General features: G+C 66.3%; 14 protein-coding genes and 1 tRNA gene. 2 read left to right on the top strand and 13 right to left on the bottom strand.

The genetic code is table 11. From position 1 onward, the window contains the following. Positions 1-2 precede the first annotated feature (2 nt). The 9 genes from chrA to IQ24_RS16750 form a co-directional block, all read right to left on the bottom strand. The gene (chrA, locus tag IQ24_RS16710) at positions 3-1220 is read right to left on the bottom strand and encodes a chromate efflux transporter (RefSeq protein ID WP_199756624.1); all 1218 of its coding nucleotides are present in this window, start codon (positions 1218-1220) and stop codon (positions 3-5) included. Positions 1221-1288: 68 nt separating this feature from the next. Next, positions 1289-1900: a GntR family transcriptional regulator gene (locus tag IQ24_RS16715; protein ID WP_145399435.1), complete on the bottom strand. Its 612-nt coding sequence runs from the start codon at positions 1898-1900 to the stop codon at positions 1289-1291. A 3-nt stretch (positions 1901-1903) separates the two neighbouring features. After that, complete coding sequence (locus IQ24_RS16720; RefSeq protein ID WP_145399436.1) at positions 1904-2665, bottom strand: methyltransferase domain-containing protein; 762 nt, start codon at positions 2663-2665, stop codon at positions 1904-1906. Then, complete coding sequence (locus IQ24_RS16725) at positions 2662-3267, bottom strand: pimeloyl-ACP methyl esterase BioG family protein (RefSeq protein WP_145399437.1); 606 nt, start codon at positions 3265-3267, stop codon at positions 2662-2664. The genes IQ24_RS16720 and IQ24_RS16725 overlap by 4 nt, the downstream gene beginning before the upstream one ends. Beyond that, the gene (gene bioA, locus IQ24_RS16730; RefSeq protein ID WP_145399438.1) at positions 3267-4550 is read right to left on the bottom strand and encodes an adenosylmethionine--8-amino-7-oxononanoate transaminase; all 1284 of its coding nucleotides are present in this window, start codon (positions 4548-4550) and stop codon (positions 3267-3269) included. The genes IQ24_RS16725 and bioA overlap by 1 nt, the downstream gene beginning before the upstream one ends. Further along, complete coding sequence (bioD, locus tag IQ24_RS16735) at positions 4550-5170, bottom strand: dethiobiotin synthase (RefSeq protein WP_145399439.1); 621 nt, start codon at positions 5168-5170, stop codon at positions 4550-4552. Before bioD ends, bioA begins: the two co-directional genes overlap by 1 nt. Further along, entirely contained in the window at positions 5167-6300 is a 1134-nt protein-coding gene (locus tag IQ24_RS16740) for an 8-amino-7-oxononanoate synthase (protein ID WP_145399440.1), read from the bottom strand. The genes bioD and IQ24_RS16740 overlap by 4 nt, the downstream gene beginning before the upstream one ends. Next, positions 6297-7226 (bottom strand): biotin synthase BioB, encoded by a 930-nt coding sequence (gene bioB, locus IQ24_RS16745; RefSeq protein ID WP_145399441.1) that lies wholly within the window; start codon positions 7224-7226, stop codon positions 6297-6299. The genes IQ24_RS16740 and bioB overlap by 4 nt, the downstream gene beginning before the upstream one ends. A gap of 164 nt (positions 7227-7390) precedes the next feature. Beyond that, on the bottom strand, positions 7391-8317 hold the full coding sequence (locus tag IQ24_RS16750) for a LysR substrate-binding domain-containing protein (RefSeq protein WP_242008275.1): 927 nt from the start codon (positions 8315-8317) through the stop codon (positions 7391-7393). Positions 8318-8439: 122 nt separating this feature from the next. On the opposite strand from IQ24_RS16750, the gene IQ24_RS16755 reads away from it, so the two are divergent. Beyond that, a complete protein-coding gene (locus IQ24_RS16755; RefSeq protein ID WP_145399443.1) occupies positions 8440-9744 on the top strand; it encodes a dicarboxylate/amino acid:cation symporter in 1305 nt (434 codons plus the stop codon). Between the two features lie 54 nt (positions 9745-9798). On the opposite strand, the gene IQ24_RS16760 is transcribed toward IQ24_RS16755, so the two are convergent. Both IQ24_RS16760 and IQ24_RS16765 read right to left on the bottom strand, forming a co-directional pair. Beyond that, entirely contained in the window at positions 9799-10671 is an 873-nt protein-coding gene (locus IQ24_RS16760) for an SRPBCC domain-containing protein (RefSeq protein ID WP_145399444.1), read from the bottom strand. Positions 10672-10704: 33 nt separating this feature from the next. Continuing rightward, a complete protein-coding gene (locus tag IQ24_RS16765) occupies positions 10705-11046 on the bottom strand; it encodes an ArsR/SmtB family transcription factor (protein WP_145399445.1) in 342 nt (113 codons plus the stop codon). A gap of 115 nt (positions 11047-11161) precedes the next feature. On the opposite strand from IQ24_RS16765, the gene IQ24_RS16770 reads away from it, so the two are divergent. Continuing rightward, positions 11162-11593, top strand: coding sequence for a DUF6841 family protein (locus IQ24_RS16770; protein ID WP_145399446.1), 432 nt, complete (start codon positions 11162-11164; stop codon positions 11591-11593). Between the two features lie 43 nt (positions 11594-11636). Here IQ24_RS16770 and IQ24_RS16775 read toward each other — a convergent pair. Together IQ24_RS16775 and IQ24_RS16780 are read right to left on the bottom strand one after the other, a co-directional pair. Beyond that, positions 11637-11712, bottom strand: a tRNA-Thr gene (locus IQ24_RS16775). A 56-nt stretch (positions 11713-11768) separates the two neighbouring features. Next, positions 11769-13550, bottom strand: coding sequence for a heme biosynthesis protein HemY (locus IQ24_RS16780; protein WP_199756625.1), 1782 nt, complete (start codon positions 13548-13550; stop codon positions 11769-11771). Positions 13551-13557: the final 7 nt, after the last annotated feature.

The following is a 13557-nucleotide window of genomic DNA, read 5'->3' on the forward strand; positions in this document are numbered from 1 at the left end:
GGCTAGCCCGTCAGGAACGCCAGCACGATGCCCCCGGCAGCCGCCATCAGCACGACCATCCAGGGTGGGGCTTTCCACATCATCAGCGCTATGAGACAGGCCAGTGCCAGCGCGAAATCCGGCATGCCAAAGACGGAACTGGTGAAGACCGGGCTGTAAAGCGCCGCGCCCAGAATGCCGACGACCGCCGCATTCGCGCCCTGCATTGCCGCTCCGGCGCGGGGCTGGCTGCGGAAGCGGCTCCAGAACGGCAGCACACCGATCAGCAGCAAGAACCCCGGCAGGAACACCGAGATCAACGCCAATGCCGCGCCCGCGATGCCATGGGGCGCGGGCCCAAGCACCGCCCCCAGATAGGCGGCGAAGGTGAACAGCGGCCCCGGCACGGCCTGCGCCGCGCCATAGCCCGCCAGAAACTGGTCGGCCGAGACCCAGCCGGGTGCCACGATCTCGGCCTGCAGAAGCGGCAGCACGACATGCCCGCCGCCAAAGACCAGCGCGCCCGCACGATAGAAGCGGTCCATCACCGCTACCCCCTGAGAGAGGCCCGCCAGAAGCGGCAGCCCCACCAGCAAGGCGGCAAAGAGGCCAAGCGCGACAATCGCCTGCGTTTTCGTCACTGGCATGCGGACCTGCCCGGGCGTCACCGCTGGCCCCGCAGGGATCAGCAGCAGCCCTGCCACCGCGCCCATCACAATCGCCCCCATCATGCCGACCGCGCCCGGCAGAAAGGCCAGCAGCACGACTGCGCCCACCGCGATGCTTGCCCGCAACCGATCCGGGCAGAGGCTGCGCGCCATCCCCCAGACCGCCTGCGCGACAATCGCCACGGCCACGATCTTCAGCCCATGCAGCGCCCCCTGCCCGACCGGACCCGAGATCGCGCCCGCCGTCATCGCGAAAACCGTCAGCGCAAGGGCCGAAGGCAGGGTGAAGGCCAGAAAGGCCGCCAACGCCCCCAGCCAGCCCGCGCGCATCATCCCCAGTGCAAAGCCCGCCTGCGACGAGGCCGGCCCCGGCAGGAACTGGCACAGCGCGACCAGATCTGCATAAGCCTGATCCGAAAGCCAGCGCCGTCGCAGGACCAGTTCATCGCGGAAATACCCCAGATGCGCGATGGGCCCGCCGAACGAGGTCAGGCCCAGCTTCAGAAACGCCCCGAAGACCTCAGCCGGAGTTCCTTCTGTCACAATCGGCTTGGCGCTCTCGGCTGGCATCATCGCTCCTCGATCCCTGGTCATCGGGCGATTATGCCAGATCATATGCAGATTGCGTGACGGATGCGCCCTTACACCGTCAGGTTCAGTCGCTGCAGATGCCGCACCAGAATGGCCGAGGCGGATTTCGCATCCCGGCGCCGGATGGCGGCCATGATGCCGTGGTGATCCGCATCGATGCGCGGACGCCAGCGGTTGCGATAATGGATCAGGATATAGCGCGAGGCCGCGTTCTGCAGATTGTCGACGGATTCGACCAGACGCGGCATCTCGCAGCCCTCATAGATCTTGCTGTGGAAGGCGCGGTTATACTCTTCCCAGTCGAAGATATTGTCGGCGCGGTCGCAGGCGTGGCGCAGCTCCTCGGCCTCGCGGATCTGCTGGGGCGTCAGATGCGGCACGGAATGCGCAAGCGCCATCGGCTCCAGCGCCAGACGCATCAGCTTCAGCTCCTTATGCGCCAAAGGGTCCAGCGGCGCGACCTGCACTCCGCGATGGGGCTGCGAGACGGCCAGACCCTTGGCGACCAGCCGCAGCAGAGCCTCACGCGCGGGGACGTGGCTCACGCCGAATTCGGCGGCGATATAATCCTGACGCAGCTTTTCCCCGGCCAGCAGCTCGCCCCGCACGATGCGGCGCGTCAGCTCGGCCGCGATCAGATCCGGTGAGGGCGTATACGCCATGCCTCAGGCCCACTCCTTGCCGCGTGCAGCCCGGACCCGCCCCGGCTTGCGTGCCAGCAGATAGGAGGGACAATAGGTCAAAGTCAAATTCCCCCCAAGGTTCATCCGCGCCATCAGCGATTTCAGCGCGGAGGGGGCCATCTGCCCACCCTGCGCGCCATTCACCCCGGTCGCACGCAGATGGCCAAACAGCCCCTGCGCCGAGGCGAAGGTCAGCGTGATCGTCGCATCCCGTGCCCATAGGATTTCCATCCCCTTGGGTAGGGCAGCGGCAAGGGCATTCGCATCACGATAAGAGGGCGCGCCTGCGGGCAGGCCCATCTGCGCCAGTTCGGGGAAGTTCCCCGGCCCGAAACCCGACAGCGCAATGACGCCCCCGGGACGCAGCACGGCGCAGAACCGGCGGATCAGCGCCTCGGGCTCGGGTAGCCATTGCAGCATCGAGGCGCTGGCGATCAGGTCCAGTTCCAGCGGCAGCGGCAGATGCGCGATATCGCCCGCCAGCACCTGCGGCGGCGCGGGGTATTGCAGATCCGGCAGCGGCGCTGACAGATCGTTCAGCCACAGCGCCTGAGGTTGCAGCGCCAGCAGGTCGCGGGTCAGAAATCCGGTGCCGTGACCGGCTTCCAGCAGGCGCGGATGGCGGGGCGTGACCGGCTCCAGCGCCTGAAACAGGGTCGCGGCGATCAGGCGCTGCGCCCGCGCCTCGGTGTCATAGCTCGGCAGATGCCGGGCAAAGGTCTGCGCGACGCGGGCCGAGGTCATGCGAAGACCTCATCCCAGCTTCGCCACATCGGGAAGGGGTTGTGGCCGCTGTCGTGCCAGTCGATGGGTCGCCCGGCCCAGCCAGCGGTCATGGCCGCATGGGTGAAAATGCGATCACGCTTTCCGGCATGGATGCGGTCGAAGGGCGGAATGTCTGGGGCCTGCCGTCCCCGCAAAAGGTCGAGTTCCTGCGCCAGCGCAGCGAAATCGAGATCAGGCGGCAAGGTGCATCCCGCACGGCGGGCAAAGCGAGCCATGCCCTCGGGTGTCACAGCGGCCTGCGTTGAGGCATAGATTTCGGGCGCGATGCCCAGCGTCTCATGCGCCGCAAATGGCGTACCGCAGACGGCGACCGAGCGTTCCGGCGCGATCTGGCCCCAAATCCGCGCGGCCACGCCGACGCCCAGCGAATAGGCCAGCAGCCTGAACCGCCGCCAGGGCGCGATCAGCGCCAGCGGCAGCGCCTCATCGCGGTAATCATCCAGCAGCAGCACATCGCCCCTGCCCGCCAAATGGGCGAAGGGCATCGCCCCCACCGCCCAGCCGGACAGGACCAGCGTCAGCTCTCGCCCCCCGTCGCGCCGCAGCCATTGCGCGCGCATCAGAGGCCCCGCGCGATGGTCAGCATCGCGTGTGCGATCTGCGAGACCTGCCCGGGCGGCGTGATCAGCGGCGGCATGGCGTAAAGCAGCCTGCCGAAGGGCCGCAGCCAGACGCCGGTCTCGGCGCAGAAGGCGTGGACACGGGCCATGGGCAGGGGCGCGCGCATCTCGATCACGCCAATCGCACCAAGAACGCGCAGGTCGGCCGCGCCTGCGAAATCCCGCGCCGGGGCCAGTTCGCCCTGCAACTGCGCGCCGATGCGGCGGGCCTCAGCCGCCCAGTCGCGCGTGCCCCACAGGTCCAGCGCCGCGCCCGCGACGGCGCAGGCCAGCGGATTGCCCATGAAGGTGGGCCCGTGCATCAGCGCCGCAGGGCTGCCCTGCCCGATCATCTGCGCGACCCTGCCGCTGGCGATGGTGGCCGCAAAGCTCATCATGCCGCCGGTCAGCGCTTTCCCGAGGCAGAGGATGTCCGGCACCACGCCCGCGTGTTCCATGCCGAAGGTCGCGCCGGTGCGCCCGAAAGCCGTCGCGATCTCATCGAAGATCAGCAGGATGTCGAACTGGTCGCAAAGCGCGCGCAGCCCCCGCAGATAGGCGGGATGATAGAAACGCATGCCGCCCGCGCCCTGCACGACAGGCTCGATGATGAAGGCGGCGATCTGCGGGCCGTGGCGGGCAAACAGCGCCTCGACCGCGCCAAGGCCGTTTTGCGCCGGGTCCTCGGTCCAGTCGGCGTTAAAGGCGACGGGCGGCATGGGCACGAAATGCTGCGCGCTGATCGCCGCGCCGAAGTGGCTGTGCATGCCATTGTCGGGGTCACAAAGGCTCATCGCCTTCCAGGTGTCGCCGTGATAGCCGCCGCGCGCGGTGGCCAGGCTGGTGCGCGCGGGGTTCCCTGCAGCGATCTGCGCCTGCACGGCCATCTTGACCGCCACCTCGACCGCGACCGAGCCGCTGTCGGCGTAAAACACCCGGTCCAAACCGTCCGGCAGCAGCGCCACCAGCTTGCGCGTCAGCTCGGTCGCCGGGTGATGCGTCAGCCCGCCGAACATGACATGTGGCATCCGGTCCGCCTGCGCCTTCAGCGCAGCGACCAGAGGCGCGGGCGCATGGCCATAGGCCGCGCACCACCACGAGGACATGGCGTCGATCATCCGCCGCCCGTCCGACAGATGCAGCCAGATGCCCTCGGCTCGCTCGACCAGATGCATGGGCTGCGGCTGGGTCATGGCGGTATAGGGGTGCCAGATGTGGCGGCGGTCGATGGCGAGCGCATCCATCACAGGGCCTCGCGGATGGCGGTCAGGTCGATGGCACGGAAGGCGGCGGCCAGCGCTTCGCAGGTCAGCAACGCCAGGCGCGGCAGGCGTCCCAGACTGCGCAACTGCCCCATCCGGCAGATGATCCCCTGACTGTCCGCCACCTCGTCGCCCACAAAGGCGATGCCAAGAATGGGCACGCCGCGCTGGCGCAGCGCCTCGATTGTCATCAGGCTGTGGTTGATCGTCCCCAGCCCCGTGCGGGCCACGATGATGACGGGGGCCTGCCAGCGCGCCATCTGATCGGCGAAGGTAAAGCCCTCGCGCAGCGGCACCAGTGCCCCGCCCGCGCCCTCGACTACCAGCGGACCTGCGGTCTGCGGCAGGTCCAGCGCGCCGGGTTCGATCACCACCCCTTCGCGCGCGGCGGACAGATGGGGCGAGGCAGGCAGGCTTAACCGATAGGCCTCGGGCAGGCAGGGGCACCCGGTCAGGCGGGCAACGGTGTCGCTGTCGGTCTCTTCCTCGAGCCCCGATTGGACCGGCTTCCAATAGGTCGCACCAAGGGCCTGCACCAGCCCGGCCGAGAAGACCGTCTTGCCAATGCCCGTATCCGTGCCGGTCACGATCACCGCGCTCATCTGTAGCCCCTTTCCTTCAGATCGCCGATCAGTGCGAACAGCGCATCGATGTCATCCCGCGTCACGTTTCCGGTGACCGAGATCCGTAGCCGGGCCGAGCCTTTGGGCACGGTCGGCGGGCGGATGGCGCGGATGTCGAAACCCTCTGCCTGCAGGGCCGCCGCTGCCCTCAGGGCGGGCTGGTCGTCTCCAATTACCAGCGGCAGGATCTGGCTTTCCGGCAGCGAAAGGCCCAGCCCCCTCCCCGCCATATGGGCATGGGCGCGCAACGCCGCCGCCTGCGCGATACAGGCCGGGTTGCCCTGAAGATGCGCGATCACCGCGCGCATGGACGCCGCCATCAGGGGCGAGGGCGCGGTCGCGAAGACGAAGGGTCGGGCGCGATTGACCAGCGTCTGAACCAGCACGCGGTCGGCGCAGATCAGCGCCCCGCTGCCGCCCAGAGCCTTGCCGCAGGTGTGCAGCGCGACCATCGCCACATCTGTAAGCCTCGCCCCATGCCCCTGCCCAAGGGGGCCGTAAAGCCCGGTCGAATGCGCCTCATCCAGCACCAGCACCGCCTCCTCGGCCCGCGCGAGCGCGGCGAAATCCGCTAGCGGGGCAAGATCGCCCTCCATCGAATAGACGGTTTCCAGCGCAATCCAGACCCGCCCGCGCCCGCCCGAGGCACGCCACTCGGCAATCATCGCCCGCGCATGCTCGACGTCATTGTGGCGAAAGCCCGCGACATGCGCCGGGCCAAGGCGCATCCCCTCATGCGCGCTGGCGTGGATCAGCGCGTCATGCAGGACCAGATCACCCGCCATCGGCAGGCTGGAGAAAATCGCCTGATTGGCCTGAAAACCGCCGCCCATGAAAAGCGCGGCCTCGGTCCCGAAGAAGCGGGCGGCCTCGGCCTCCAGCGCCTCATGCTCGGGGTGATTGCCGCGCAAAAGCCGCGAGCCCGCCGCCCCCACCGGCACGCCCCGCGCCAGAGCCTCGGCCATGGCGCGGCGCAAAAACTCGGACCCGGCCAGCCCCAGATAGTCGTTCGAGGCGAAATCGCGCCCCCGCGCCGGGGCCAGTTGGCGCAAGCGTCCCCGGGTCTCCAGCGCCTGCAGCCGCTCGGCGTGGCGCAGAAAGGCCGTCACGCCAGCTCTTCCGCCATCAGGCCCAGCTTCTGGAACAGTTGCGCATCCTTGGCGGCGTCGGGGTTGTCGGCGGTCAAGAGCGTGTCGCCAATGAAGATCGAATTCGCGCCCGCAAAGAAGCACATCGCCTGCAATTCATCCGACATCTCGCTGCGTCCGGCCGACAGGCGAACGTAGGATGCCGGCGCAAGGATGCGGGCGGTGGCGATGGTGCGCACCATCTCGATCGGGTCCAGCGGGGTCACGTCGGCCAGAGGCGTGTCGGCCATGCGCATCAGCATGTTGATCGGGATGGATTTCGGCGGCTCGGGCAGATCGGTCAGCGTCTGCAGCATCGAGACGCGGTCCTCGGCCGTCTCGCCCATGCCGATGATCCCGCCCGAGCAGACGTTGATCCCCGCCTGCCGCACCAGCTCCAGCGTCTCCAGCCGGTCGGTGAAACTGCGGGTGGTGATGATCGAGGGGTAGAAGCTCTCGGAGGTGTCGATATTGTGGTTGTAGTAATCCAGCCCCGCCGCCTTCAGACGGACCACCTGATCGCATTCAAGCATGCCAAGGGTCATGCAGGTCTCCAGCCCCATGGCCTTCACGCCTTCGATCATGGCGATGACGGCGGGCATGTCGCGCTCCTTGGGCGAGCGCCAGGCCGCGCCCATGCAATAGCGCGTGGCCCCCGCGTCCTTGGCCTTCCGCGCCTCGGCCAGAACGCGCTGCACCTCCATCAGTTTCGAGGCCCCCAACGTCGAGCCATTGCGCGCCGATTGCGCGCAATAGGCGCAATCCTCGGGGCAGCCGCCGGTCTTGATCGACAGCAGCTTGGCACATTGGATGCGGTTGGGGTCGAAGTTCTGCCGATGCACGGTCTGCGCCTGCCAGAGCAGATCCATCAACGGAAGATTATAGATAACATCGGCTTTGGTCTGCATATCGCCCCCTGTTCGCTGCGGTGAAGCAGACAAGGCGAGAGGACGAAGCTCAATTCCGCAAACTATCTATGATCGAGGATCAGCAGGAATGATGATTGACCGCTGTTTTCAATGGATATTTCAGGGAGGCCGGTGACGACGCGCCGCAAGGTCAGCGTCATCAACTATCTATAATCCATATCTCGATCCGAAATCCTCACGATCCGGCTGCCGCCCTTCGACCCGTCCGAGGAGCGCAGCGCCAGCAGCAAGGCCTCCAGCGCGGGCGTCCGCAGGTGCCGGTGATAGACCGCGTGGATGTCCGACAAGGGCGGGTCCGGCGCGATCTGGCGAAAGACCAGCGGCCCGGCGGTCAGCCGCGCGATCCCGGCGGGCACGATGCTGACGCCAAACCCGGCGGCGACAAGGCTGGGGATGGATTGCGCGTCGATGATCTGCTGCGAGACCTTCAGCTGGAACCGCCCGCCGGTCAGCAGCGATTGGATATAGGCCGCAAAATCCGAGCTGTCGGGGCGCAGGATGATATGGGTCTCGCCCCGCAACTCATCGATCGAGACCGTGGCCTTGCCGCCCAGCGGATGCCCCTCGGGCAGCAGGACCACCAGCTCCTCCTGCCAGGCAAGCGTGTGGGTCAGATCGTCATGCGCGGGTGCAGATCGGTTGAAGCTGACGTCCAGCCGCCCGCTGACCAGATCGCTGACCTGCAGGGCGGGCGATTTCTCGTGCAGGCGCACGGTGATGCCCGGATATTCGGCGCTGAAGCGCATCAGCAGATCCGCCAGACCAGAGCGCAGGATCGATCCGGTGGTGCCGATATCCAGTTGTCCCTGCCGCCCCGACTGCGCCTCGTGAATTTCCAGCAGGGCGCGGTCGTGCTGGGCCAGTATGGTGCGGGCGCGCCGCTCGAAGCTCGCGCCCGCTGCGGTCAGGGCAATCTTGCGGCTGCTGCGGTCGAAAAGCTCGGCCCCGATTTCCCGCTCAAGCGATTGAATTTGCAGGCTCAGCGGCGGTTGCGACATGTTCAGTCGCACGGCGGCCCGGGTGAAGTTCAGCTCTTCCGCCAGAACGACGAAACACTGCAGTTGCCGCATTCTCATATCAAAACCATATGGATGACCCGCAAAACGATATTAGACTCAGGGGCACTTTTGACCAACAACTTCCCATGGAGGATGCGGCACATGGTGCCGCGATAGTTAAGGGGGGAAGATTGATGCCGAAATGGAGCCGCTCACTATTCATACAGGTGTGCTTCGCGCTGGTCCTTGGCATTCTGGTCGGCTTTGCCGCGCCTGAATTCGCGGCCAAGATGAAGCCTCTGGGAGACGGCTTCATCAAGCTGATCAAGATGCTGATTCCGGCCATCGTGTTCTGCGTCGTCGTGCATGGCATTGCCGGGGCGGGCGATCTGAAGAAGGTCGGCGGCGTCGGCATCCGGGCGCTGATCTATTTCGAGGGCATCACCACCGTCGCGCTGATCCTTGGCCTTGCGCTGGCCTATATCTTCCAGCCCGGCGCGGGGATGAACATCGACGTCAGCACGCTCGATGCCTCGGCGATGAGCGCCTATATGGACCGCGCGCATGAGGTCAGTCAGGGCGGCACCGTCGACTTCCTGATGAAGCTGATCCCGACGACGATCTTCAGCGGCTTCGCGACCGGAGACGTGCTGCAGGTGCTGCTGGTCGCCATCCTGTTCGGCTGCGCGCTGGCCCTGCTGGGGGAACGCGGCCGCCCGCTTCTGACGATGATCGAGCTGGCGGGCGACACCACCTTCAAGGTCATGTCCTTTCTGGTCCGGCTGGCCCCCATCGGCGTCTTCGGCGCGATTTCCTATACCGTCGGCAGCTATGGCATCGGCTCTCTGGCGCAGCTGGGCTATCTGGTCGTGTTGTTCTATGTCGCCGTGGCGATCTTCGTCTTCGTGATCCTGGGGATTGTCATGCGGATCGCGGGCTTCAGCATCTTCAAACTGATCCGCTATATGCGCACCGAGATCGGCATCGTCGCCGGAACCACCAGCAGCGACAGCGTGCTGCCCCAGACCATGCGCAAACTGGAAAACCTTGGCATCAAGGACACGACGGTCGGACTGGTGGTCCCCACCGGCTATTCGTTCAACCTTGACGCCTTCTCGATCTATCTGACGCTGGCGGCGCTGTTTATCGCGCAGGCGACGAATACCGACCTGTCTTTCACCCATCTGATGACGATCCTTGGCGTGGCGTTGATCACCTCGAAAGGGGCGCATGGGGTGCCGGGCTCGGCCATCGTCATTCTGGCCGCGACCCTGACGGCGATCCCGGATATCCCGGTGATCGGTCTGGTGCTGGTCCTGTCGGTCGACTGGTTCATGGGCATTGCCCGCGCGCTTGGCAACTATCTGGGCAACTGCGTCGCGACCATCGCGGTGGCCTCCTGGGTGGGCGATATCGACAAGGCGCAGGCCCGCCGCGTTCTGGACGGCGAGCAACCGGCCGAGACCAATGGCGCGCTGGCCCAACCCGAGCATGGCTAAAGCCGTCGCCTGAGTTTGACGATCTGCGCTGGCCGAGATCTCGGCCAGCACTTCCTATTCGGCGCCGATGAAGCGCGCCAGCTTGCCCAGCGTCTGCAGGCCCAGCGCCTCGGCGCCGAAGCCCTTCGCCGTCTGGAACTCGGCCTCGGTGCTGAAGACCATGCCCAGCGTCACCTGCGTCGCACCGTCCACCTCATCGAAGGAGGCCCAGGCATCGGCGTGCTTGGGCCCGTTCTCGCCCCAGAGCAGGGAATAGCGGATGCGGTCCTGTGGGCGGACCTCATGGTAGAGGTGATGGTTCGGAAAGACCGTCCCATCCGGCCCGATCATGTCAAAGACCCATTCGCCGCCGGTCCGCAGCTCGATCCGGCTGGTCCGGCAGGAATACCCGTCCGGCCCCCACCATTTCGGCAGCGTCTCGGGGTTCATCCAGGCGTCCCAGACCAGCCTGCCCGGTGCCTTGATCCGGCGCTGCAGGATCATCGTCCGCCGCGCGACACCATCGAGATTGCCCAATCCCGCATCGAATCCCTGCCGATAGCCCGCCGCGATGCCCTCGGCGGTCGCCGACAGCTGCACGGTCACCACGATCCGGCTGCCCTCCTCCGCGCGTTCCAGATCCGCCGTCACCAGCGCCGAGGATTGCGTGACGCCCTCTGACGACACGAGTTCATAATTCACGCTGCGCCGCGCGGGCTCCAGCTCCAACCAGCCGCATTCGCAGCGGATGTCGGGCTGGTCCTTGACCTTGCAAAGCGAGATCTCACGCCCGCCCGGCCGTGTGTCGGCTTCCAGAAACTCGACCGTGACCGAGGGCGTGGGTGCCGCCCAGATCGCCCGGGCAGCGGGCGCGGTCCAGGCCTGCCACAGCACCTCGACCGGGGCCGGGACCTGTCGTTCGAAGGTCAGCGTCGAAAATTTGCTCATCGCATCAATTCCTTGCCAGAGGGTTCGCCTGCGTCATGTCCCGCGCTCCTGCATCAGCTTCATCACCTGATCCTCCAGCCGGTCGAGGCGCGCCTCCCAGATGGCGCGCTGTTCATCAAGCCAGCTGCGCATCGGCAGCAGCGCCTCGGGCACGATGGCGCAGGTTCGCACGCGCCCGTCCTTGGAACTGGCGATCAGCCCCGCCATCTCCAGCACCGAGAGGTGCCGCATCACCGTGGGCAGCCGCAGCGCCGTCGGGGCCGAAAGCTCCGAGACCGCCGCCGGCCCCTCGGCCAGACGCGTCAGAATCGCCCGGCGCGTCGGGTCGGACAGCGCGTGGAAGAGTAGGGAAAGATCAGGTTCATGCTTAGCCATACAGCTAACTATATAGCGCTGCGAAACGCAGGCAAGAAAAACTTAGCGCATCGGCTAAGTTTTATTCCAGCCGTTTTCGCGTCATGTTGGCCCCGCCCCAAGTGAGGATGGCTGGATGGAACACGCGGTAAGACGGCTTTTTGAGCAGTATGAGCGCCTTTTCAATCATGCCCTGCACGGGCAAGCCGATCTGGAGGCGCTGGCCGCCCTATACGCGCCCGAGATGATCGGCGCTGCCCCGGCAGGCGTGCGAACTGCCAGGAACGACGATCAGTTCAGGGCGGCGCTGGCGCAGGGCTATGCGCAGTACCGGGCCATCGGGACGCAGGCGATGCGGGTCCGCAGCCTTCGCGTCTCGGAGATCGACGCGCTGCATGGCATGGCGCAAGTCTTGTGGAGCGCGACCTATCTGCGGAAAGACGGGACCAATGAGACCATCGATTTCGCGGTTCACTATCTGGTTCAGATGCAGGATGGCGCGCCGAAAGTGTTCGGCTGGATCTCGGACGATGAGCAGACGCTGCTGCGGCAGCACGGGATCGGCTGATATCGGGGGACGCGTCAGGCCGCGCGGGCCTTACAGAACGAAGTGGTGCCGGTGAAGGGACTCGAACCCCCGACCCCATCATTACGAATGACGTGCTCTACCAGCTGAGCTACACCGGCACTTCGTTCATGTGCCGCGCCGGATAGCAGGTTCCGGCGCGACAGGAAAGGGGGTGTCAGCGGTTTTTGCCCGCAATCTTCGCATCTTCTTCCGGAGGCTCGACATCCGGCGGGACATGGCTGAAGGGCAGATCGCTTTCCCGCACCGTCTTGGCCGTTTCCTCGACCGGGGCGTCGACGACTTCGGGCGGAACCGGCACGGCCACAGGCTCGGGGTCGGTGACGGTCATCGCCGGTTCATTGTCCTCATCTGCGGGCGCGCGCACGGTCCGATAGTCCGATTCGCGCGGCACCATGCCCGGGGCCACGTCCGCGACCTCGACCGGCTGCGCCGGGGCCTCGGGTTCCGGCTCGGGCGGGACCGGGACCATGCTGGTGGTGCCGGGCAGATGCTCGACCACAGGCTCTGCAGGGGTCGGAGAAGGCGTGCGGCGCACCACTTTCGCGGCTGCGCTAGTACCGACGATCAGCGGCAGCATCTCGATCCCCTGCGGGACGATGGTGCCACGCGCGGCGGGCGTGTCGGGCTCGCGCCAGGTCAGCGTGTCGAAGCCGCCGCAGCTGTCGCAGACCGGAGACCAGTCGGCCATCACATTGTGGCACTTGTCGCAGACCCATTGCGGGCCACGGCTGGCGACCAGCGCACGCGCCAGAATGCCGCGCACGACGGCGTCATCGGCGCCCTCGCCCCGCTCAACGGCAGCAAGGATCGAGAGTGAGCGCACCGTCGGATGCTTCTGCGCCAGATCGCCCAAGGCACGCCGGGCACCGGGAAAATCCTCGGCCGCGATCAGCAGTTCGGCACGCAGAAGCCGCGTCTCTTCATGGTCGGGGTTCTGCCGCATCAACTCTTCGAAGCGGCGCAGACGCGCGGCCGGGGTCTCGTCCGGGACGATCTCGGCATAGGTCGCGGCGATCGAGGGATGCGGGCGCACGCTCCAGGTCTTTTGCAGCACGCGCGCGGCATTGCGGGCGTCTTTTTGCTGGATATAGCTTTGCGCGGCCAGAACGGCGGCCGGAATCAGGTCGGGGCTGGCGCGGTTGGCCGAAATCGCCGCCTCGCGCGCGCTGATCGAATTGCCCTCGGCCAGCACTTCCGAGGCCTCTTGCAGGGCCATCACCGCATCGCGGCGCATATGCACGTCCTGCGGCATCTCGCCTTGCTTGCGCTTCTCTTTCAGGATGGCGCGGGCGCCCTTCCAGTCATGCTCTTTGGTTTGCAGATCCAGCAGCGTGTTCTGGATTTCCGAGTGCTTGGGCTTCAGCGCATAGGCCTTTTCAGCCAGTTTCAGCGCGGTTGCGGTATCGCCCTGCTCCAGCTTCTGGCGCATCAACCCGCGAATGCCGACAAAGCGGGTGCGGTCATCAGACAGCAGACGGCGATAGATCTCATTCGCCTTGGCGCTGTCGCCCGCGACCTCGGCGGCCTGCGCGGCCAGCAGGTCGGTGATATGCGGCTGATCCAGAAACTTCGCGGCGCGTGCCGCCTTGTCCTGCGCCAGCCGCCCCTCGCCCGAGGCGACGGCCAGCATGCCCTCGGACAGCGCCTCATAGCCCTTGCGCTCGCGCGAGCGGGCGAAATAGCGGTTGATCGCCGTCTCATCGCCCGAGATGAAGCGGATGAAGGCCACGAATGCGCCCAGCACGCGGACCACCAGCCAGACCAGCAGCAAAAGCACGATCAGCGCAAACAGCGCCTGCACCGGGCCCAGCGTGTATTCGATCCCGCCATAGACCACGCGCAGCGTGTGGCCCATCTCAGAGAGCTGGATCGCGCCCAGGGTCACGACCAGAACGATGGCGAAGAAAATCAGGATCTTCAAAGCGGAAAGCAGCATCTTGCGT

The organism is Paracoccus sulfuroxidans (genome assembly GCF_007830335.1).
GTDB lineage: Bacteria > Pseudomonadota > Alphaproteobacteria > Rhodobacterales > Rhodobacteraceae > Paracoccus > Paracoccus sulfuroxidans.